21 protein-coding genes are annotated in these 21,691 nt (G+C 71.3%); 4 read left to right on the forward strand and 17 right to left on the reverse strand.

From position 1 onward, the window contains the following. Window positions 1-134 precede the first annotated feature (134 nt). The 8 genes from BDW27_RS26280 to BDW27_RS27615 form a co-directional block, all read right to left on the reverse strand. Window positions 135-1,655 carry a DEAD/DEAH box helicase gene (locus BDW27_RS26280; RefSeq protein WP_017542704.1) on the reverse strand — a complete coding sequence of 507 codons (1,521 nt, stop codon included), beginning with the start codon at window positions 1,653-1,655 and terminating at the stop codon, window positions 135-137. 354 nt (window positions 1,656-2,009) lie between these two features. Further along, window positions 2,010-2,348 carry a monovalent cation/H(+) antiporter subunit G gene (gene mnhG, locus BDW27_RS26285; protein WP_017542705.1) on the reverse strand — a complete coding sequence of 113 codons (339 nt, stop codon included), beginning with the start codon at window positions 2,346-2,348 and terminating at the stop codon, window positions 2,010-2,012. Then, window positions 2,345-2,602 (reverse strand): monovalent cation/H+ antiporter complex subunit F, encoded by a 258-nt coding sequence (locus BDW27_RS26290; RefSeq protein WP_017542706.1) that lies wholly within the window; start codon window positions 2,600-2,602, stop codon window positions 2,345-2,347. The genes mnhG and BDW27_RS26290 overlap by 4 nt, the downstream gene beginning before the upstream one ends. Then, a complete protein-coding gene (locus tag BDW27_RS26295) occupies window positions 2,602-2,979 on the reverse strand; it encodes a Na+/H+ antiporter subunit E (protein ID WP_110052376.1) in 378 nt (125 codons plus the stop codon). The genes BDW27_RS26290 and BDW27_RS26295 overlap by 1 nt, the downstream gene beginning before the upstream one ends. Further along, entirely contained in the window at window positions 2,976-4,493 is a 1,518-nt protein-coding gene (locus BDW27_RS26300) for a monovalent cation/H+ antiporter subunit D family protein (RefSeq protein ID WP_110052378.1), read from the reverse strand. The genes BDW27_RS26295 and BDW27_RS26300 overlap by 4 nt, the downstream gene beginning before the upstream one ends. Then, on the reverse strand, window positions 4,490-4,798 hold the full coding sequence (locus tag BDW27_RS26305; RefSeq protein WP_017542709.1) for a sodium:proton antiporter: 309 nt from the start codon (window positions 4,796-4,798) through the stop codon (window positions 4,490-4,492). The genes BDW27_RS26300 and BDW27_RS26305 overlap by 4 nt, the downstream gene beginning before the upstream one ends. Further along, window positions 4,795-7,641: a DUF4040 family protein gene (locus BDW27_RS26310; protein WP_110052379.1), complete on the reverse strand. Its 2,847-nt coding sequence runs from the start codon at window positions 7,639-7,641 to the stop codon at window positions 4,795-4,797. Before BDW27_RS26310 ends, BDW27_RS26305 begins: the two co-directional genes overlap by 4 nt. 120 nt (window positions 7,642-7,761) lie before the next feature. Next, window positions 7,762-7,932: a hypothetical protein gene (locus BDW27_RS27615; RefSeq protein WP_199560775.1), complete on the reverse strand. Its 171-nt coding sequence runs from the start codon at window positions 7,930-7,932 to the stop codon at window positions 7,762-7,764. A 328-nt stretch (window positions 7,933-8,260) separates the two neighbouring features. Between BDW27_RS27615 and BDW27_RS26315 the strand changes: the two genes are divergently transcribed. Together BDW27_RS26315 and BDW27_RS26320 are read left to right on the forward strand one after the other, a co-directional pair. Beyond that, entirely contained in the window at window positions 8,261-9,136 is an 876-nt protein-coding gene (locus tag BDW27_RS26315) for an alpha/beta fold hydrolase (protein ID WP_110052381.1), read from the forward strand. Between the two features lie 47 nt (window positions 9,137-9,183). Beyond that, a complete protein-coding gene (locus tag BDW27_RS26320) occupies window positions 9,184-11,637 on the forward strand; it encodes a PEP/pyruvate-binding domain-containing protein (protein WP_110052383.1) in 2,454 nt (817 codons plus the stop codon). A gap of 119 nt (window positions 11,638-11,756) precedes the next feature. Here the strand turns inward: BDW27_RS26320 and BDW27_RS26325 are convergent, their stop codons facing one another. From BDW27_RS26325 to BDW27_RS26365, 9 genes are all read right to left on the reverse strand, one after another. After that, window positions 11,757-13,094 (reverse strand): MFS transporter, encoded by a 1,338-nt coding sequence (locus tag BDW27_RS26325; RefSeq protein ID WP_110052385.1) that lies wholly within the window; start codon window positions 13,092-13,094, stop codon window positions 11,757-11,759. 227 nt (window positions 13,095-13,321) lie between these two features. Continuing rightward, window positions 13,322-14,824: a CdaR family transcriptional regulator gene (locus BDW27_RS28105; protein WP_110052416.1), complete on the reverse strand. Its 1,503-nt coding sequence runs from the start codon at window positions 14,822-14,824 to the stop codon at window positions 13,322-13,324. Window positions 14,825-14,921: 97 nt separating this feature from the next. Then, a complete protein-coding gene (locus BDW27_RS26335; RefSeq protein WP_199560776.1) occupies window positions 14,922-15,830 on the reverse strand; it encodes an aminoglycoside phosphotransferase family protein in 909 nt (302 codons plus the stop codon). Window positions 15,831-15,851: 21 nt separating this feature from the next. Then, window positions 15,852-16,607, reverse strand: coding sequence for an ABC transporter ATP-binding protein (locus tag BDW27_RS26340; protein WP_110052388.1), 756 nt, complete (start codon window positions 16,605-16,607; stop codon window positions 15,852-15,854). Then, window positions 16,604-17,629, reverse strand: a complete 1,026-nt coding sequence (locus BDW27_RS26345; RefSeq protein WP_110052389.1) for an iron chelate uptake ABC transporter family permease subunit — start codon at window positions 17,627-17,629, stop codon at window positions 16,604-16,606. The genes BDW27_RS26340 and BDW27_RS26345 overlap by 4 nt, the downstream gene beginning before the upstream one ends. Then, the gene (locus tag BDW27_RS26350; protein WP_110052391.1) at window positions 17,622-18,617 is read right to left on the reverse strand and encodes an ABC transporter permease; all 996 of its coding nucleotides are present in this window, start codon (window positions 18,615-18,617) and stop codon (window positions 17,622-17,624) included. The genes BDW27_RS26345 and BDW27_RS26350 overlap by 8 nt, the downstream gene beginning before the upstream one ends. An 85-nt stretch (window positions 18,618-18,702) precedes the next feature. After that, window positions 18,703-19,695 (reverse strand): siderophore ABC transporter substrate-binding protein, encoded by a 993-nt coding sequence (locus BDW27_RS26355; protein ID WP_110052393.1) that lies wholly within the window; start codon window positions 19,693-19,695, stop codon window positions 18,703-18,705. A 160-nt stretch (window positions 19,696-19,855) separates the two neighbouring features. Next, on the reverse strand, window positions 19,856-20,107 hold the full coding sequence (locus BDW27_RS26360; protein ID WP_110052394.1) for a DUF2795 domain-containing protein: 252 nt from the start codon (window positions 20,105-20,107) through the stop codon (window positions 19,856-19,858). A gap of 168 nt (window positions 20,108-20,275) precedes the next feature. Beyond that, window positions 20,276-20,791, reverse strand: coding sequence for a DinB family protein (locus tag BDW27_RS26365; protein WP_110052396.1), 516 nt, complete (start codon window positions 20,789-20,791; stop codon window positions 20,276-20,278). Between the two features lie 87 nt (window positions 20,792-20,878). Here BDW27_RS26365 and BDW27_RS26370 point away from each other — a divergent pair, with 87 nt between their 5' ends. After that, entirely contained in the window at window positions 20,879-21,193 is a 315-nt protein-coding gene (locus tag BDW27_RS26370; RefSeq protein ID WP_233515945.1) for a helix-turn-helix transcriptional regulator, read from the forward strand. After that, window positions 21,190-21,690, forward strand: a complete 501-nt coding sequence (locus BDW27_RS26375) for an SRPBCC family protein (protein ID WP_110052398.1) — start codon at window positions 21,190-21,192, stop codon at window positions 21,688-21,690. Before BDW27_RS26370 ends, BDW27_RS26375 begins: the two co-directional genes overlap by 4 nt. Window position 21,691 lies beyond the last annotated feature (1 nt).

The raw sequence follows: 21,691 nt of genomic DNA on the forward strand, positions 1-21,691 counted from the left end.
CGCGCAGGGAGTCTAGGCACCGGACACCCGCGCCCACAAGGGCACCACCCGGGCGGGCGCTCTGCTCCCGTGCTCGCGCGGATGACACGACGGAGCCCCGCCACGGACGTGACGGGGCTCGCGGAGGTCGGTGCCTAGTCCTGCGGGGCGCGACGGGGACGGCGCGGGCGGGAGGACCCACCCGAGCGCGGGCCGCCGTAGCCGCCGCCACGCGGACCACCCTGGCCGCGCGGGCCGCGCGGGCGGTTCTCACGACGCGGCTCGGCGGGCAGGCTGACCGGAACGCCGGACGGGACGCGGGCGCCGGTCACGCGGGCCAGCTCCGGGTCCTCGGCGTGGTCCACCTGGGCGATCTGCGGCTCGATCCGAGCGCGGTACATCAGGCGGCTCATGTCGCGGCGCTGGTTGGGCGTCACGAGCGTGACCACGTTGCCGGACTCGCCCGCGCGGGCGGTACGGCCGCCGCGGTGCAGGTAGTCCTTGTGGTCGGTGGGCGGGTCGATGTTCACGACCAGGTCCAGCCCGTCCACGTGGATGCCGCGCGCGGCCACGTTCGTGGCGATCAGCGCGGTCACCGTGCCCTCCTTGAACTGCTTGAGGGTGCGGGTGCGCTGCGGCTGGGAGCGTCCGCCGTGCAGCGGGGCCGCCCGGACGCCGCTGGCCAGCAGGTGCTGCGCCATCCGGTCCACCGCGTGCTTGGTGTCCAGGAACATGATGACCTGGCCGTCACGGGCAGCGATCGCGGTGGCGGTGGCCTGCTTGTCCGCGTGGGACACGTGCAGGAGGTGGTGCTCCATCGTCGAGACCGCGCCCTCGGACGGGTCGACCGAGTGGACGACCGGGTCCTTGAGGAAGCGGCGCACCAGCTGGTCCACGTTCCGGTCCAGGGTGGCCGAGAACAGCAGACGCTGCCCGTCGGCGGGAACCTGCTCCAGGATCGCGGTGACCTGCGGCATGAAGCCCATGTCGGTCATCTGGTCGGCCTCGTCGAGCACCACGGCCTCGACCTGGTCCAGGACGCAGTCGCCGCGCTCCATCAGGTCGCGCAGACGACCCGGGGTGGCCACGACCAGCTCCACGCCCTGACGCAGGGAGCGGGCCTGGCGGTGGATGGGCATGCCGCCCACCACGGTCGCCATGCGCACCCGCACCGAACGGGCGTAGGGCGTGAGGGAGTCGGTGACCTGCTGGGCGAGCTCACGGGTCGGCGCCAGCACCACGGCCATCGGGTGCCGCTCCTCGGCCTTGCGGCCGTCGAGACGGGCCAGCAGGGCCAGACCGAAGGCGAGCGTCTTGCCCGAACCGGTCTGGCTGCGGCCCAGGACGTCCCGGCCGGCCAGCGAGTTCGGCAGGGTGGCCGCCTGGATCGTGGAGGGCGTGGTCAGACCCTGGCGGGTCAGCGTCTCCTTCAGCGCGGCGGGCATCTCCAGCGCCTGGAAGTCGTCCACCGGGTCCAGCCCGGGAACGACGGTCTGGGGAAGGGCGAACTCGCCGCCGGAGAAGCGCGAGCCGCCGCCCTGGCCGCCGCCGCGCCGGGGACCGTCGAAGGAACGACGGGGGCGCGGGCGGCCGTACGAGCCGGATCCGCCACGGGAACCGTAGCCGGTGTTGTTGGAGGAGCGATCACGACGTGCGTTGGCACGGGGATGGTTCACAGATGACCTTTCGCCGACGACATAGGCCGGGTCGGAAGTCCACAGCAGTGCTTCGGCGAGTGACACCGAAGTTGCGTGGGGGAAAATACTTCGATATCCACGGCCCACGTGAAGAACTGGGGGTCGTGGCGGGTGAACCGGTGCCTGTCGGAGAACGACTGCCAGAAGACCGGCTCTGGGAACGGCACCGTGGTGATCTGATCCGAAGAAGTCCAACGGACACCACGACCGCAACCTCACGAACCTAGCACACGGCCTCCCAGCTGGCGGAAATCGCGACTGTGGCACTGCGCACCGTACGGCGGAGGGCCCCGCCGCCCGATCGCGGGGGAGACGGGGCCCTCCGGGGGAGCGCTAGGCGTCGCGCTCCGTGGCGGCGAGGTCGTCGAACGCCGTGTTCTCGGTGGGTTTCACGCCGGTCAGGTAGCCCGCGCGGGCGATGGCGTTGCCGCCGACCGCCGCCGTGGCCAGCTGGATCAGCAGCGCCAGTCCGATCTTGACCGCGTTCTCCACGGTCGGGTAGTGCAGGAGCAGGCCGAGCAGCACCAGGGCCGTCCCGAGCCCGCCCGCGATCCCCACGCCGCTGAGCCGGGCGTAGAAGTCCTGGAGGCGGAGCAGTCCGACCGCCCCGACCAGGAACACCAGGGCGCCCGCGACCATGCAGACGATCCCGGCGACGTCCAGCGCGTTCATCGCTTACCTCCGGTGATCAGGCGGGCCAGGGACAGGGCGGCCAGGAAGCCGATCAGCGCGCACACCAGGACGATGTCCACGACCAGCTCGGTGTCCAGCCGGAAGCCGAGCATGGCGACCAGCCCCACGAAGCCGAAGAAGACGACGTCGGAGGCGGCGCCCCGGTCGGCGGCCGACGGCCCGGTCAGGATGCGGTAGGCGGCGATGGCCATGGCCAGCACGATGGCCGCCAGGCCGATGTCGATGAGCTGCATCAGTTCCGTTCCCCCTCGGCCGGGACGCTCTCCGGAGGCCCCGACGGGCGGGTGACCCCCAGGACGCGGTCCTCCATCGCGTGGATGTCCTGCTGGAAGGACGCGCGGTCCTCCACGTACAGCCCGTGCACCCAGAGGGTGGCGGGGTCCCGGCGCACGGCCACCGTGACCGTCCCCGGAGTCAGGGAGATCAGGTTGGCCAGCAGGGTGAACTCGAAGTCGGTCCGGCAGCGGACCGGGACCTCCACGAAGGCCGGGGTCGCGGAACTGCCCGGGGTGAGGATGTCCCACATCACCTGGAGGGAGGTCTTCACGATCTCGGCGCCCGCGTAGAAGGGGAACCAGAGCACACGGGGTGCCCACATCGGGTGGATCATCGTCCCAGCACCGCCTCGACGTATCCGGAAGTGTCCAGGAGCCCGGCCGCGGCCTGCGCGCTGAGGTCGAGCAGGACCTGCGCGCCCAGGCCGATGCCCAGGGTCGTGGCTGTCAGGATCAGGCCCGGCACGATCAGCGCGGTCCGGATCTTCGGTGTGGCGCGCGTCGCGGTGGCGACCGCACCGTCGGAGCCCGCCTCGACGGGCGCCGGGTCGTCCTCGTCCGGGGCCCTGCCCCAGAACACTCCGCCCCAGATCTTCAGCATCGACATGAGGGTGATCAGGCTGACCGCGATCATCACCGCCATGGCGGTCCACTGGGCGTCGTCCACGGCCGCCACGACCAGGGTCAGCTTGGCGACGAACCCGGAGAACGGCGGCAGGCCGGCCAGGGACAGGGCGGCCCCCATGAACACCAGGGCCAGGAGCGGCTCCCGCCTGGCGATCCCGCCGAGCCGGTCCAGCGCGCCCGTGCCGTAGGTGTGCTCGATCGCGCCGGTGGACAGGAAGAGCGACGCCTTCACGATCATGTGGTGGATCAGATAGAAGATGCCCGCCATGAGCCCGAGCTCGGTGAACAGGGCGACCCCGAGCAGGATGTACCCGATCTGGCTGATCATGTGGAACACCAGGATCGAACGGGTGGTGCCCTCGCCGACCGCGCCCATCACGCCGATCAGCATGGTGAGGGTGAAGGCCACCACGCCGATCCACAGGAACTTCGCGTCCCCGTCGAAGACCAGCGCGTACAGGCGGTAGATCGCGTAGATCGCCACCTTGGTGTGCAGGCCGGAGAACAGGGCGGTGATCGCCGGGGAGGCGGCCGGGTAGGTGCGGGCCAGCCAGCCGTGCACCGGGACGACGGCGGCCTTGATCGACAGGGCGAGGATGACCACGCCCATGCCGACCGCGACCACCGGGTCGTCCTTCGCGGCCCCGGCCAGCTCGCCCATGTGCACGGTCCCGGCGGCGGCGTAGACCAGCGCCACACCCGCGAGGAAGATCGTGGAGGTGAGGAGGTTGACCGTGACGTAGATCCGTCCGGCCCGCAGCCTGCCCATGGCACCGAGCATCGCCAGCAGCCCGTACGAGGGCAGCAGCATGACCTCGATGAACACGAACATGTTGAAGATGTCGCCGGTGAGCAGAGCGCCGGACACACCGGCCGTCAGCACCAGGACCAGCGGGGAGAAGAACGACCGCCGGTCGTCCTCGGTGGCGATCGCGAACACCGAGCACACCAGGGCCAGCAGCGAGGTGGTCCACAGCATGAGCGCGCTGAGGACGTCGGCGACGAACGGGATGGCGACCCCGTCCTGCCACAGGCCCACGTTGTGGGCGAACACGGCGCCGTCCCGGGTGAGCCAGACCAGTCCGGAGGCACCGAGCAGCGACACCGTGGTGGGCAGGAGCAGCAGGATCCGGCGCAGCCACAGGGGGCCGCGCAGGACGGTCAGCAGTCCGGCGCCGACCAGCGGCACCGCGACGAAGAGAGGCAGCAGCGCCGCGTTCATGAGGCGTCCTCGGTGTCGTCGTCGCTGCCGGAGGCGGCGAGGGTGAGCATGTAGATCGCGATGGAGAAGGCGATCACGATCGCGGTGAGCACGAACGCCTGGGGCAGCGGATCGGCCGCCGTGGGCGCGGTGCCGAACTGGAGCAGGGGCAGGTCACGGCGGTACACGCCACCGGCCGACATGATCAGCAGGTTGACGGCGTGGCCCACCAGGATGAGGCCCAGGACGATACGCACCATGCCGCGCTGGAGCATCAGGTAGACGCCCCCGGCGACCATGACGCCGATGGTGATGGCGAGGGTCATCGCTTGCCTCCCGTGGTGGAGCCGTCCAGGTCGTGTGCGCCGGTGTCCGAACCGTCGTCCGAACCGCGTGTGCCCGGACTGCCGCGTTCGAGTCCCAGCTCGTTGAGCGCGGTGAGCAGGACGCCCACCACCGCCAGGTAGACGCCGACGTCGAAGACGAACGCCGTGGTGAAGTGGAAGTAGTCGCCCCAGGCCAGCGGGATCTCCGCGTGCAGCGGCTTGAGGAACGAGCCCTCCAGGTAGCCGAGGAACCCGGAGAACGCGGCGACGAGCACACCGGCCCCGATGATCACGGGGTAGGCCAGGCGGATGCGTGCCGCCCTGTCGCTGGCCGCCGACAGGTAGGTCAGCGCGAAGCCCGCACCGCCCACGAGACCGGCGATGAACCCGCCGCCGGGTTCGTTGTGGCCGCGGAACAGCAGGTACAGCGACCAGACGACCAGCAGCGGCATCAGGAAGCGGCCCACCGTGCGCATCAGGACCGTGTTGTCGGTGGGGTCGTGTGCGGCGTTGGCCGTCCCCACGACCACCCGGCGCGAGGAGTGCACCGGGAGCAGGTCGCTGGACCGGATCACCGCGATGATGATCAGGCCCGCCACACCGAGCACGGTGAGTTCGCCCAGGGTGTCCAGCGCGCGGTAGTCGACCAGGATCGTGTTGACCACGTTGGTGCCGCCGGTGTCCTCCGGGGCGTGCGCCAGGAGGTAGTCGGCCACGGGCGACAGCTCGCGCCGACCGGTGAGGGCGTAGGCGGCCAGACCGGCGGCCAGACCGGCGCCGATCGCGATCGCGGCGGTCAGGACGGTGCGACGCCTCCGCACCTTGTGGAAGCGGCGCGGCAGGCGGCGCAGCACCAGCACCGCGACCACCACGGTCAGGATCTCCACCAGCAGCTGGGTGAGGGCCACGTCGAAGGCGCCCAGGAAGAACAGCCACAGGGCGACGGTGAACCCGGCGACGCCGACCAGGGCCAGCCCCGCCATCCGGGAACGGGTGATCACGGCGGCGCCGACGGCCACGACCATCAGACCCACGAGGAGCCAGTCCAGGCCCATCGAGGTCTGCCCTGCCAGCGGCGGCAGGTCCAACCGGAACACCACGGTGACCAGGGCCAGCGCGATGATCAGCACCATCGGCACCCCCAGGTGGAAGGCGGGGGAGTCGTTGCGGGTGAGGTCGCCGGTGCGCCTGCCCGCCCGGATGACCCCGTCGTACAGGGCCTCGAAGACCCCCACACCCGTCACCGGGACGAGGTCGCGCCCGGCCAGTGCCTCACCGGAACGGCTCCGCCAAGACAGCAGCGCGCCCAGACCGATCGCCAGCGCGGACATGCCGAGCGCGGCGTTGAACCCGTGCCACAGCAGCAGGTGCGCGTCGGCCTCCTGGTGGGTGGCGTTCAGGGCCACCTCGTTGACCAGCGGGTCCAGGGCCGGGACGGTCAGGCCGAGCAGCACGCCGCCCAGGGAGGCGAGGACCGCGGGGAGCCAGAAGCCGGAGCTCGCCTCGGTCGCGGTGCGCTCCCGGGCGTCGCCCCTCGGCTCGCCCCAGAAGGCCCCGTACACGAACCGGAACGAGTACGCGAAGGTGAACGCGGCCGCCGCGACCGCGACGGCACCGGCCACCGGGCCGAACCAGGCGGGGCCGGGCGCGTGCAGCAGCGACTCGAAGAGGTTCTCCTTGCTGATGAACCCGAGCAGCGGCGGGATGCCCGCCATGGACAGCGCGGACAGCGCGGCGACGGTCGCGGTCACCGGCATCCGCCGACGCAGACCGCCCAGCTGACGCAGGTCGCGGGTGCCGGTCTGGTGGTCGACCAGGCCGACCACCATGAACAGCGCGGACTTGAAGAGGGCGTGCGCCACGGTGTGCACGGCCGCCGCGACCAGTGCGGCGGGGGTGCCCACACCGATGACCGCCACCAGGAAGCCGAGCTGGCTCACGGTGGAGAAGGCGGCGAGCCTCTTGAGGTCGTGCTGTTGCAGGGCGAAGACCGCGCCGATCACCGCCGTGGTCAGGCCCAGGGTGATGAGGAGGGTGTTCCACACCATCAGATCGCCGAAGGCGGGCGTGAAGCGCATGGCCAGGTAGATACCGGCCTTGACCATCGCGGCCGCGTGCAGGTAGGCGCTGACCGGAGTGCTCGCCGCCATGGCGTCCGGCAGCCAGTAGTGGAACGGGAACTGCGCCGACTTCGTGAACACGGCGACGGCGACCAGCACGGCCACCAGCGACGCGAACCCGGTGTCCTGGGTCCAGGACGTGTCGGCCAGGATCGCGCTCAGCTGCGTGGTGCCGGTGCGCACGATCAGCAGCACGACCGCGGCGAGCAGCGCGAGGCCGCCCATGGCGGTGAGCAGGAACGTGCGGATCGCCGGGCGACTGGCCGACACCCCGGACAGGCCGATCAGGTAGAACGACGCGATGGTGGTGAGCTCCCAGAACACGAAGAGCAGCACCACGTCGTCGGCCAGGACCAGACCCGTCATCGCCAGCGCGAAGAGGGACATCAGGAAGTAGAAGCCGAGGCGGCGGCCGGGCGGGAAGTACCGGGTCGAGTACGCCATGATCAGCGCGCCGATGCCGGTCACCAGCATGGTGAACAGCCAGCCGAGGCCGTCCATGCGCAGGTGGAACGAGACCCCGATCTGCGGCATCCAGGGCCGGGAGAACTCCAGGGGGACCCCGGCGCCCAGGACCTGCGGCGCCTGGGCGGCCACCAGCAGGGCCAGGCCGAGGAACACGGCGGAGACGGGCCAGCCCGCGTTACGGCCCAGCAGTCTGTCCAGTAAGGGTGTGATCGCGACGGTCAGTGCGAGCACGATCATCAGAAGCAGCAGCACCAAGCCACTGTCCTTTCACGGCGTTGAGCCGCGCGGCGGAGGCACGGCGGACCGAGGGCGGGCCGGTGCGGTGCGCGCGGCGACACGGATGAGGAGGATTCGGGACGCGTCGGAGGGACGCGGTCAGCCGGGTCCCGGCGGGCAGGAACTGAGTTCGCCGTGCGCGTTGGTGCCCCACGAGGTGGTGTAGCCGTTGGTGCCGTGCGGGCGGGGGTTTCCGATCGGGAGCTTGTGGCGCTCACCGAAGCGGCTTCTGCGCATCTCGCGCGCAGGCTTCACACTGGTCGTGGTCATACGGTGTGCTCCGGACATGGCTCGTAGGGACGCCGACCAGTCTTCCCGGCACACCTGTGGCGCGAGTGGCGCCGCGCCCATGTTCGTCGATGGTGGAGCATATGTCCAGTTCCGGCCATGTTTCGCCGGGGACAGAAGGTACCAACGAGCACAGGACGCTCCAGCCAATATAGTGCCTGAACAGGTACTATGCCCGTGGTCGCCGAACCGGTCGCTGTGGGTGAGCGGCGGTTGGTCGAACTGGGGAAACGCGCGTAGAGTGCCGGTCAGGTGTGCCGGGAAGACTGGTCGGCGAAGCGCTGACCCCTACCCGAAACCAGGTGCGTCCATGTCGGAGACCACTCTTCACGGAGCTCGCGTCTACCGTTCCGAACTCGCTGAGCGGACCGTCCGAGGATGGTGCCGCGAGCGGCTCGACGAGTACCCGGACCTGGTCTTCCTCCCTGAGATCACCACGTCGATCGGCCCGACCCGCGCCTTCCGCATGCCCGGCGGCCCCGGGACCCCGGTGGTGGTCCTCAGCGGCACCAACTTCAACAGCGCGCTCAGTGCCTCACCCGCCTCCGACATGACGGCGGAGCGGGACGTCTACCTCGTGGACCTGCCCGGTCAGCCCGGGCTGAGCTGCGGGGTGCGCCCCCGGGGACACCGTGCCGAGGCCTACGGAAGATGGTTGGACGAGGTGCTGCCCGAACTGGTGGACCGGCCCGCGGTGGTGCTCGGGCACTCCCTGGGCGCGGCGGTCGCGCTGGCCTCCAGCCCCCGCGAAATGGTCAGGGGTCTGGTGCTGGTGAACCCGGCCGGGCTGACCAGCGCCGCCACCCCGCCCGAGCTGATGCGGGTGACCCTGCCCTGGATGATCGGTCCGCGCGACGACAAGAGCACGCGGCTGCTCAACTTCATGAGCGGTCCCGACTTCCGCCACCCCGTCCACCCCTTCGCCTCGTGGATGACGATGGTCGGCAAGCACTGCCGGACCAGCCTGGCCCCGGGGCCGCTCCCCACGGAGTCGCTGCTGGCCTGGCAGGGGCACAACGTCACCGTGGCCACCGGTTCGGACGACGTGTTCTTCTCCCCGGCCCGCCTGCACGGCCCGGCCCGCCGGTTCCTGGACACCGACCTGCACGTGCTGGAGAAGGCGGGCCACCTGGCCCCCTACGAGTTCCCCGAGCAGGTCCGCGAACTGGTTCGGCAGGCAGCCTGACCCGCGGGGCCGGGGTGGACCCCGCCCACTCGGGGAAGACTCACCGCATGGGCCAACAGGACGACGTCGTCGCACTGGACGAGATCCGCCGGGGCATGGGCGCGCTCGTGGGAGGCAAGGCCGCCCACCTCGGCGAGATGGTCGCGGCCGGGGAGCGGGTACCCGCCGGGTTCTGCGTCACCACCGCCGCGTACGCCTCGGGGACGGTGCCCGCCGAGCGGGTCACCCGGGCCTACGAGGCCCTGGGCGGGGGCAGGGTCGCGGTGCGCTCCAGCGCGACCGCGGAGGACCTGCCCGACGCCAGCTTCGCCGGACAGCAGGACACCTACCTCGATGTCGAGGGCGCGGACGCCGTCGTGGACGCGGTCAGGCGCTGCTGGGACTCCCTCGACAACGAACGCGCCGCCTCCTACCGGCGGGCCAACGGCATCGACCGGGCCGACGTGCGCATGGCGGTCGTGGTGCAGCGGATGGTCGACGCCGCCACCGCCGGGGTCATGTTCACCGCCGATCCGCTCACCGGTTCCCGGACCCGGACCGTGTTCGACGCCGTTCGCGGATCGGGCGCCGCGGTCGTGGACGGCTCGGTCGAACCCGACCACTACGCGGTCGACGACGGGCGCGTCCCCGACCTGCCCGAGGGCTGCCTCACCCGGGAGCGGGTCCTCGAACTGGTCGCGACCGGGCGGCGCCTCCAGGGGCTCTTCGGATCCCCGCAGGACGTCGAGTGGTCCCACGACGGCGACGGCACCCTGTGGTTGCTCCAGTCCCGGCCCGTCACCGCCCTCTTCCCCCTGCCCCCGCAGGACCTGCCCGACCAGCCCCGCTTCTACATGGAGATCGGGCACATGCAGGGCATGCTCAGACCCTTCACCCCGCTCGGCCTGTCCCTGCTCCAGCGGGTGTGGAACCGCTGGTGGTCGGGGAGCGGGTCCACCACCGACACCGCCGGTCCCGATCCCCTGATGGTCGACATCGGGAGTCGGCTGTACGTCGACCTGTCCGCCTTCCTGCGGAGCGCTCCGCTCCGTCGGAGACTGCCCGCGGGCATGGAGGTGTACGGACCACGGGTGCGCGCGGCGGTGGAGCACGTGCTCGGTGACCCGCGTTTCGCCCCCCGCCCCGGACTGCCGTTCTCCGCGTCCACGGCCGTCCGGGTCGCCGCTGTCGTCCTGCCGTCCCTGGCCGGGGTCGGGTACGCGCTGGCCCGGCCCCGAGCGGCCCGGGCCCGCGCCCAGGCGGCCGTGGCCCGCCTGCGCGCCCTGCGCGGTCCGGGAGCGGAGGCGAGCCCGGCACGACGGCTGGACTGGGTCACCGGAAGCGCCTTCGACGCCATGCTCGGCCGCGACCTACGGGAGGTGATCGGTCCGGTCTTCGCCGGGATCGTCACCGCCACGGCCCCGGCGGCCCTGCTTCACGGAGTCGCCACCAAGGAGGAGACCGACACCGTGCTGGGCGGGCTGCCGCACAACGTCACCACGGAGATGGACCTGGCCCTGTGGGGGATCGCCGAGCGCGCCCGCGCCCACGGGGACCTGTTCACCGGCACGCCCCCGGAGGAGCTCGCCGCCCGCTACCTGCGCGGCGAACTGCCGGACGTCGGGGTGGACGCCTTCCTGGACTCCTACGGGCACCGTGCGGCGGGCGAGGTGGACATCGGCGTGCCCCGATGGAGCGAGGACCCCGCCCCCGTCTTCGGATCGGTCGCCAACTACCTGCGCCTGGAGGATCCGGACCTGGCACCGGACCGCAGGTTCGAGCGGGCCGGTGCCGCCGCCGAGACCAGGCTCGCCGAACTCGGATCGCGGGCCGTGCGCGAACGCCCCGTGCGCGGTGCGGTCGCCGCCTTCCTCATGCGCCGCTCGCGCGAACTCGGGGGGATGCGGGAGTACGCCAAGTTCGCCTGGCTGGTGCCGTTCGCGGAGATGCGCCGCCAACTGCTCCTCACAGGGGAGGGCCTGGCCGCCCAGGGGCTGTTGGCCAGGGCCGACGACGTCTTCTTCCTGCGTGTGCACGAGATCCGCGCGGCCGCGCACGAAGGCGCAGACCAGCGGGACCTGGTGGTCGAGCGCCGCCGCTTCCACCTGAGAGAACTGCGCAGGCGCACGGTGCCGGGGACACTGTTGACCGACGGCACCGACGTGGAGGCCGCACTGCCGTCTCCGGCCGTGGCGCGGGGCGGCCTGCCCGGGGCGCCCGCCGCGCCGGGCAGGGCCGAGGGGCGTGCGCGCGTCGTCCTCGACCCGGTCGGCGCCCGGATCGAACCCGGCGAGATCCTCGTGGCCCCCACGACCGACCCGGGCTGGACCCCGCTGTTCATGACCGCCGCCGGGCTGGTCTCGGAGACCGGTTCGCCGATCGCGCACGGTCCCACGGTGGCCCGCGAGTACGGGATACCCGCGGTGATCTGCGTACGGGACGCCACCACCAGAATCCGCACCGGTGACCTGCTGCGGGTCGACGGCACCGCCGGGACGGTGGACGTGGTCGACGAGCCCTGACGGGGCCGGGTCCCGTGCGGGTCGCCTTCCCGTCGAGCCGGAGTTCGGTGCGGGCGTCCCGGGGTGACGTTCCGGCGGGAGGGCGGCGCCGGTGCGGGCGCCGCCCTCCCGCCGGGTCATCAGACCTCGGAGTCCTTCCCGCCGCGCAGGTGACGGTCCTCCACGTCGGAGATCCGGTGGGCGAAGGACACCGCGACGATCGAGAGCACGGCCGTGAAGCTCAGGTACACGGCGATCGGCACCCACGAGTCGTTGAACCGGGACAGCAGCCAGGTCGCGATCAGCGGAGCGGTGCCGCCCGCCAGGGCCGCGCCGATCTGGTAGCCGAGGGTCACCCCCGTGTAGCGCACGCGAGTGGAGAAGATCTCCGAGCTCAGGGTGCCGATGGTGGCGGTCACGGGCGCCCACAGCACCCCCAGGCCGATCACGGTGGCCAGGATCAGCATGAGATTGCTGCCGGTCCCCAGCATCAGGAAGTACGGGGCGGTGAACAGACCCAGGGCGACGGCGCCGAACAGGTAGACGCGCTGGCGGCCGAAGGTGTCGGAGAGCCGGCCCGCGAGCGGGATGCACACGGTCGCCACGACCGCGCCGATGGTCACCGCGTTCAGCGCGGTCGTGTTGTCGAAGCTCAGGGTCCCGGTCGCGTAGCTGACCACGAAGGTGCCGAAGACGTAGAACGGCGCGGTCTCCACGATCTTCGCGCCCACCGCGACGAGCACGGCCCGCCAGTGGTGGCGGAAGGTCTCGGCGACGGGCAGCTTGGCGACGTTCCCCTCCTCCTTGGCCTTTCGGAAGGTGGGGGTCTCGTCGATCCCGGAGCGGATCCACAGGCCCAGCAGCACCAGGAGCACGCTCGCCACGAACGGGACGCGCCAGCCCCACGTCTCGAACTGGTCGTCCGGCATCAGCGACATGAGGGTCAGCGCCAGGCTGGCCAGCAGCATGCCGGAGGTGATGCCCATCTGGGGCACGGAACCGAAGAAGCCGCGCCGGTTCTTCGGCGCGTACTCGTAGGCGAGCAGCAGTGCCCCGCCCCACTCCCCGCCGATGCCCAGGCCCTGGACGATCCGCAGGAAGACCAGCAGGATCGGGGCGAGGACGCCGATGCTGTCGTAGGTGGGCAGCAGGCCGATGAACATCGTCGCGCCGCCCATGAGGGACAGCGTGATGATCAGCGTCTTCTTCCGGCCGATCCGGTCACCGATGTGCGAGAAGAGGACGCCGCCGAGCGGTCGGATGAAGAACGTCAGCGAGAAGGTCAGGTACGACAGCATCAACGAGACGAGCGGGTCGTCCGAGGGGAAGAAGAGCTTGTTGAAGACGAGGGCGGCGGCCGTGCCGTAGAGGAAGAAGTCGAACCACTCGATCGTGCTTCCGGTCAGGCTGGCCACCAGGACCTTGGCCCTGGGTGGGCGGGTCTGCGCGTCGGGCGCGCTCGTGCTCTCGGGACTCATGGACGGGGCTCCAGACAGGGACGGGGGTTCCACGGGCGGGAGGCTGAGCCCGTGAGTACGGCCTGGAGCCTAGGAGCGGGTGGCGCCCGTCACCGTTGTCCGAACCGACGACAAGCCGGGCGGGGCGGTGTCGGCCGCGACAACGCGGGGGCGCACGGGCATCGCAGCAGGTGGGCCGTGATCTGGGGGAGACCCGGGAGCGGCCGGACCGCGACCCGGCGCCCGGGTCACACCCTCAGGCTGACCGATGCCAGGAGCCGCTGGTCGGCGTCGTCCAGGTCGAGTCCGGTGAGCGCGCAGATGCGCCGGATGCGGTGGCGGAGTGTGTTGGGGTGGACGTGCAGACCGGTCGCGGCGCTGGTCACGTCGCCGAAGGCGTCCAGGTAGGCCGAGAGGGACCTGCGCTGGTCGTCGTCGAGGGAGTCCAGCCGCTCGTCGCGCAGGTGGGGGCGCTCCGCGAGGTACTCGACCACCTCCCGCAGCACCACCGAGGAACGCGTCTCCTCGTAGTCGGCGACCAGCCGGTCCGGGTCGTCGGAGATGACCTCCAGAATCCGGCTCGCGTGCTTCTTCAGCCCGGGTACTCCGCGCATCCGGGGCGCCACCCCTGCCACGGAGCCCTGCACCGGGGTGCCGTTGTGCTGACGCAGCATCGCCACCAGCTCGCGCACCCATGTGAGCGGCGCCTGCCCGGAGGGCGTGGGCAGCAGGACGTAGAGCAGCCCACAGGCCGGGATGACCAGGGCGTTCCTGCGGTAGGCCGCCGCGTACACCGAGACCACCTCGGCGGCCTGGTGGAGCCGCCACGGCTGGTCCACCTCCTCCTCCCGCAGGGCCAGGGCGATCACCGACACGGGGGTGGTGGGGTCGACGCCCAGGTGCCGGGCGAGAGCGTCGGAGTCGAAGGCGCCGGTCAGCAACCCCATGGACAGCTCACCGGTGTCGTGGCCGCTGGCGCGGGACCCGCTGTTCACGCGTGACACGTGGACCGCGGCCAGGCGTGCCGCGCCCCGGAGCACCTGGTCGCTGGTGGGGGACAGGGGCTCCTCGACCTGCTGCACCCAGATGCTGCCGAGCGGGCGGTCTCCGGCCCGGATGCCCACCACCCTCCTGCGGGAGGCGCCGAGGTCGGGGCGTTCCGCGACCTCGACGACCTCACCGGCGCGGATGCGCTCGTCCACGCCCCATTCGCGCAGGTGCGCGATGAAGGACGAGGGACAGTCGCGGCCGAGGATGGTCTGCTGGCGCAGCTCGTCGGCGCCCTCGTGGGAGGCCGAGTAGGCCAGCACCCGGTTCGCGCCGTCCTCGATGCTCACGATCCCGCCGGTCAGCGTCGCGACGGTCTGGGCGAGGGAGAACAGGTCCCGATGCCGGTCCTCGGGGTCGAAGGAGTCCAGCGCGGTCCGGGCGAGGGCCGCGAACTCGGCGGCGGCCAGAGCGGGATCCACGGAGAGCACGGCGAGGTCGAGGTCGCGCAGTCCGTCGTCCGGGGTTCCGGGCACGGCGACGGCGCTCGCCCCGCCGCGCACGGCCCGCTCGGCGAGGGCGACGGCCTCGGCGCCACCGGTCTGGGCGACGACCAGGGAACCCGGGGGTACCGGGTCGTCGGGGTGGGCCACCACCACGGAGTGCACCAGGGCGTCCAGCCCCCGGGGCGCCGAGACCAGTCCGTGGACCGGGCCCTCCAACGCCTCCATCAGGGACTTCACGGTCGGTCCTGGTCTGCTCACGATCATCACCTGTCGGGTCCGGGTGGGTTTCGGACCATTGTGCGCCTCCGCCGGACCTGGTCCGACCAGGCCCCACCCGGATCGGGCCGGAGGGCGCCTACGTGTCCAGCAGCTGGGTGACCGTGTGCTCCCCGATGGCGCCCAGGAGCGGGTGTTCGGGAGCGCTGGCGCACAGCAGGGTCGAGTACAGGAGCGCCCAGGCGCGGGCCCGGTCCCAGGTGTGGGCGTCGACTCCGCTGAGGTGGTCCAGGTCGGCGCGCAGGCGCGCGCGGTCCCCGGGGCCGAAGGCCAGCCAGGCGACGGCGAGGTCGGAGGCGGGGTCACCGGAGGTGAGGTCGCCGAAGTCCAGGACCGCGACGAGGTCGAGGCGTCCCTGGGCGCGGGTGCGTTCGGCCGAGCCGACCAGGAGGTTGGCGGGGTGCGGGTCGCCGTGCAGCCAGAGCGCCGGACCGGTCCACTCGGGGGTCGGGAGCAGCTCCTCCCACAGGGCGAGCAGCTCCGGAGCGCGCGGGTCGCCACTGGCGGCCAGGCGTTCGCGCGCCCTGGAGTCGCGCTCACGCAGGGGCACGCCGCGGACCGGATTGTGCGGGGCGTCGTCGGGTGCGGGCACGTGCAGCCGCGACAGGAGGAGCGCGAGGGGCCCGACCAGGTCGGAGCGCTCGTCCACCGGGATCTCAGCGAGGGGGCGGCCCTCGAACCACGGGTTGACCGACCAGTGCCAGGGGTAGCCGTGGCCGGGGCGGCCCACCCGCAGCGGAACCGGGACGGGGACCCCCGCGCGCTCGGCGATCCGGGGCAGCCACCGCTGCTCGTTCACCACGAGCCGGGCCGCCGCCTCCCGCCTGGGCATGCGCGCGCACAGGCTTTCCCCCAGGGTGAACAGGGAGTTGTCCCAGCCGTGGGAGACGGCGGTGACGGGCAGTTCCGCGAGGTCGGGGTGCTGTTCCCGCAGGAGCTCGCGGACGAGGTCGGGGGTGACGGTCACTTCGGCCGGAGGGGTGCTCACCTCCCCAGTATCGGACACGGATCAGTAGTAGACCGCGAGCGGACCGTTGGGTCCCTCGACGACGGTCACCGGGGTGTCGAACACCTTCGTGAGGACCTCGTCGGTCATGATCCGCTCCGGCGGCCCGAACTCCACGACCGTGCCGTCCTTGACCGCGCAGATGTGGTCCGCGTAGTGGCCCGCGAAGTTGATGTCGTGCAGCACGATCACGATCGTCCGGTCGAGCTCGGCCGCCGCACGGCGCAGGTGCTTCATCATCTGCACCGAATGGCGCATGTCCAGGTTGTTCAGCGGCTCGTCGAGCAGCACGTACTCGGTGTCCTGGCACAGCACCATCGCCACGTACGCGCGCTGGCGCTGGCCCCCCGACAGCTGGTCGAGGTAACGGTGCTCCAGGTCGGTGAGGTCCAGGAAGTCGATCGAACGGCTGACGAACTCCTCGTCGGCGGCGGTGAGGCGCCCCCTGGAGTGGGGGAAGCGCCCGAACGCGACGAGCTGGCGCACCGTCAGCCGGGTGACGAAGTGGTTCTCCTGACGCAGCACCGACACGACCTTGGCCAGGTCCTTGGAGGGCGTCCTCGTCACGTCGTACCCGGCGACCTCGATGGTGCCCGCGTCGAGGCCGAGCAGGCGCCCCACCATGGTGAGCAGGGTCGACTTCCCGGCGCCGTTCGGGCCCACCAGGGCGGTCACGCCGCCCCGGGGGATCTCCAGGTCCACGGGGCCGATCGTGACCTCGCCGCCGTAGTCCTTGCGCACACCTTCGAGGGTGATCACAGCCGGCCCTTTCTGAGGATGACGAACAGGAACACCAGGCCGCCGACGAACTCGATGATGATCGAGACCACCCCGTTGGCGTAGAAGATGTTCCGCATGACGAAGTAGGCGCCGCTGAGCACGACGAAGCAGGTCAGCGCGGCGACCGGGAACACGTACCGGTGGTCGTGCGTGTCGGCGAACTGGTAGGCCAGGGTCGCGACGAGGAAGCCGAGGAAGGTCATCGGCCCCACGAGGGCGGTGGAGACCGCCATGAGCACCGACACCAGGAAGAGCACCCGCATGGTCTCGCGCCGGTGGTTCAGGCCGAGCCCGGTGCTCGCGTCCCGGCCCAGCGCCACGATGTTCAGGCGTCGCGAACTCAGCACCAGCAGGGTCGCGGCCACCAGGCACAGCGGGATGGCGACCGGCAGGTACGAGGCGTCGGCGTTGGAGACGTTGCCGAACAGCCGCGCGGCCAGCACGTCGAACTCGCTGGGGGTGAGGAGGCGCTGCATGAAGGTGGAGACCGACGCCAGGCCGCCGCCGATGATGATGCCGATCAGCAGCATCACCTGGAGGTTGCCGTACCGGCCGGACAGCAGCCAGCCGTACAGCAGCATCGCGAAGCCGACCATCAGCGCGATCTGGAGCACGAACTGCGGCAGGCCCTTGACGGCGAGGACGCCCGCGACGCCGAGGAAGTACACGGCCGAGGTCTGGACCGCGACGTACAGCGCCTCGAACCCCATGATCGACGGGGTGATGATCCGGTTGTTGGTCACGGTCTGGAAGCTCACCGTGGCGATGGCCTGGCAGATCGCCACCACGGCCATGACCACCACGTTGGTGGCGCGCATCTCGGCGATGCGCCAGAACCCGTCCGAGCCGACCGGCATCGGGTTGTCCCAGGCCAGCAGGCCGAAGGTGAAACCGACGGCGAGGACCACCAGCACGGAGACGATGATCCGGTAGCGGAGGCGGGCGCGCGGTGTGGGCAGGGTCCGGGAGGTGCGCTCCCGGAGAACGGTCGACTCAGCCACGGCGGCGCTGCCTCAACAGGAGAAGGATGAACACGAAGGCGCCGACGACCCCGAGGATGAGGGACACGGGCACCTCGAAGGGCATGATGATGGTCCGGCCGACCAGGTCGCACACCGTGACGATGCCGATCCCGAGCAGGCACACCCACGGCAGGTTCCCGCGCAGGTCGTCGCCCCGGAACATCGAGACGACGTTGGGGACGATGAGCCCGAGGAACGGCAGGTTCCCCACCACCACGGTCACCACGCCGGTCGCCACCGCGATGAGGGTGGTGCCCAGCAGGATGACCCGGTTGTGGTTCAGGCCGACGTTGGTGGAGATCTCCTCGCCCAGACCGGCGACGGTGAAGCGGTCGGCGACGACGAACACCGCGACGGCCACGACGGCCACGATCCACAACGGCTCGTACTGGCCGCGCAGGACCGACGTGAAACTGCCCGCGAACCACACGCCCAGGTTCTGGAGCATGTCGGTCCGGAGCGCGACGAAGGTCGACACCGAGCTGACGACGGCCCCGAGCATGATGCCCACGATCGGGACGATCAGGGACGAGCGCAGGGTGACGCGGCGCAGGAAGAGGAAGAACACCATCGTGCCGACGAACGCCGCCAGGACGGCCCCGGCCATGCGGGTGCCGATGCTCGCGCCCGGGATCAGGATCATCACGGTGAGCAGGCCCAGACCGGCCCACTCGGTGGTGCCGGTGGTGGTCGGCTCCACGAAGCGGTTCTGGGTCAGCAGCTGCATGACCAGACCGGACATGGCCATGGCGGCGCCCGCGAGGACGAGGCCGACGGTGCGCGGGATCCGGGTGATCGCGAACATCTCGCTGCCGTCGTCGGCGCCGCGGACGTCGTAGACGCCGGTGGCCAGGGACAGCGCGAGGAGGGCGCCCACGACGGCGACGCCGGCGAGCAGCTTCCAGTCGAACAGCCGTCCCTTGTTCCGTGCGCGCGACGGGGACGGGGCCGGGGTCGCGGGAGTCACGCCCGGTCACCCCCGGTGCGACGGTGCCTCACACGGGGGCACGCGCCGACACTCGCGTCGGCGCGTGCCCCGGGGTCGAGCGGGATCAAGCCCTGGCCTCCAGCGCGTCGGCGAACGCGTCGAAGAACTCGGTGTAGGTCTGGATGCCCTCGTTGGTGTAGGTGTCCACGGGCATGTGGATGATCTGCTCGTCCTTGACGGCGGTCACTCCGGAGAGCGCCTCGGAGCTGGACAGGATGTTCTCGGCGGTCTCGTAACCGGCCTCGTCGGCGGCCACGGCGGCGTCGCGGTCCATCACGAGGATCCAGTCGGGGTTCGAGTCGGCGACGGCCTCGACGGAGATGTCGTCGCCCTGGTGGTCGTCGCTGGCGCCGTCGACATCGAGGGCCGGGGTGAGTCCGAGGATGTCGAAGGCCGGGCCGAGGGTGCGGCCGACGCCGGGCGCCAGGTAGCCGATCTCGCCGCCGGAGGTGGTGACGGCCATGACGGTGTCGTCCTCGTCGTAGGCGTCCTGGACCCGCTCGATGGCGGCGTCGAGGTCGTCGACGAGCTGGGCGGCCTCGTCCTGCTTGTCGAAGACCTCGCCGAGCACGGTGACCTGGCGCCTGAGCTCGGCGTCGAAGGGCTCGTCCTCGCGCGGGTCGAGGTCCAGGACGGCGGCGTCGGGGACCAGCGAGGTGATGTCGTCCTGGTACTGGGTGAACCGCTGGCCGTTGACGACGAGGTCCGGCTCGGCGGCGACGATCGCCTCGAGGTCGGGCTCGTTGTGCGTGCCGATGTCGATGATGGAGTCGTCCCGCGTGTAGCCGATGGTGTCGGGCATGAGCGACACGGCAGCGGCGGACAGCTCCACGTCCCAGTCGGAGAGGGTCTCGAAGGTCCGGTTGTCGAGGGCGACCACGGACGTGGCGGGGGAGTTCACGGTCTGGGTGCCGTTGTTGTCCTCGACCTCGACCGTGGCGCCCCCGGCGGCGGAGGAGTCGTCGGCGTCCTGGGTCCCCGCGGAGCAACCCGCGATGACCAGCGAGGACGCCAGAATGAGTGAGAGTGCCGTGACGGGGCGGCCGGGGGACTTCATGGTGGTTCTCCTCCAGGGCTAGGAATGAAGGAGAGCCTAACCTAACCTCTGTCGGATATGTGCGCGGGTGTCCCCTTTGAGAGTTTGACCTCAGTGTGACGTGCCCTTGACCTGCGGTTTCCTGCGGGGCCGCCTCGGGAGGAGGCGGTGTCCTCCGCGCTCAGTGCTGGCCGCGCTCCCGCGCCCGCGCCGACTCGGTGTGCGAGCCCGGCTCGCGCTCGGGCAGCGGCACGGCGCCCAGGATCTCCTTGGACTCGTTGTACTCGGCGTCCGGCATGGACCTCAGGGCGCTCACCATCTCCTCGTCGGCGCCCGCGTCCAGGGCCGCCGCGACCGCCTCGTCCCGGGTCACGGGAAACCCGAGCCCGTCCAGGACCCTCCGGAGTCCGTCGAGACCGCGTTCGACACCCATTGTTCGTCCCCCCGAGACCGCCGCGCCTCCGACTCGGAGGAGCGGCCACTCCGACCTGCTCGGACACCTGTGGGGCTACCCGGCGGCGCGGGGCCCCAACCGTGGGCCGGGTCGGTGCCGCCCCCTGAGCTCGGCGGACACCGTCATCGGGGAGGCTCCGGCGGTCCGCTAGCGGCGCGAGGCGGCCCGGAGCAGGCGGAGCTGGCCCACCTCGGACACGTTCTTCATCAACTCGCTGTTGACCCACGCGGCGGTGTGCGCGTTGGTCTTGCCGTCCGCTCCCTGCCAGGGGAAGGAGGCGGGCCGGTCCAGGTCCATCTCGGAGAGGGCCTCGACCCAGTCCAGGCCCATGCCGCGCAGCCAGTCCGCGGCCCCCTCCTCGCCCGGCCACCGGATCTCGGCGCGGTCCTGCGGGGTGCGTCCCAGGGTGTGGTCGAGGGTGACCGTCCACCACCAGCCGATGTGCCAGGTCAGCCACGCGATGGTGGGTACCGGTACGGGGTTCGGCTCGCTGTCGGCCCAATCCGGGGTCCACACGCCGCCGGGGCCGCGGCGCAGCGTCCAGCAGAGTTCGGCGGGCTCCCAGAGGAAGTCCTCGGGTTCGAGTCGCTCCAGGTGGTACTCGAAGAGCGCCCAGGTCAGGTCGAACTGGTCGCGCAGAAGGTCACGGCGGTAGTCAGGCATACGCCCAACCTGTCACACCCGTCACGGGGGGCACACTCCTTTTCTCCTCGGGCGATACCTTGACGAAAAGCGTAAGCCACTGCTTACATGTTCCTCGTGGATGTCCTGGAAGCGATCGGAGAGCCGAACCGTCGGCGCGTGGTCGAGGTCCTCTCGGCGGGTGAGCGGTCGGCCGGTGAGATCGCCGCGGGCTTCGACATCAGCCGTCCGGCGGTCTCGCAGCACCTGAGGGTGCTCGTCGACGCCGGCGTGCTGTGCGTGCGCAGTCAGGGGCGGCGTCGGCTCTACTCGGTCAACGCGTCCGCCCTGGACGAGGTGGGCGACTGGCTCGAAGCCCGGCGCCGCCGGTGGAACACCGCACTCGACGCCCTCGAACGGGCGATGGACGAAGGAGAGCCATGACGACCCGGATCCCGAACCCCCTGCGTGGGGAGCTCGGCGTCGGCTCGGAGGGGGAGTTCCGGATTCGCTTCGAACGGGTCCTCGCGCACGCCCCGGGGCGCGTCTGGGCGTGGATCGCCGAACCTGAGCGGCTGGAGCGCTGGCTCCCGGGCTGCGTGATCGACGCCCGGGTCGGGGGCGCGGTTCGCTTCGACTTCGGTGACGAGGGCACCGCGACCGGAGTGGTGACGGAGGCGGTTCCACCGGGAGACCGTGGAGTGCTCGTACACAGCTGGCGCTGGGAGGGCGTTCCCGACTCAGTGGTCCGCTGGACGCTGGAGCCCGTCGCCGAGGGGACGCTGCTCACGCTCGTGCACAGCGAGCTGGCCCCGGATCCCGCCCCGGACTTCGCCACCGGCTGGCACGTGATGCTCGACGCCCTGGCGCTGGCCGCCGAAGGCGAGCCCACCGAGGGAGCCTGGGCGGCCCTGGGTGAGGTCGCGGAGTTCTACGCGTGAC

Source organism: Nocardiopsis sp. L17-MgMaSL7 (assembly GCF_003182025.1).
Lineage (GTDB): Bacteria > Actinomycetota > Actinomycetes > Streptosporangiales > Streptosporangiaceae > Nocardiopsis > Nocardiopsis prasina.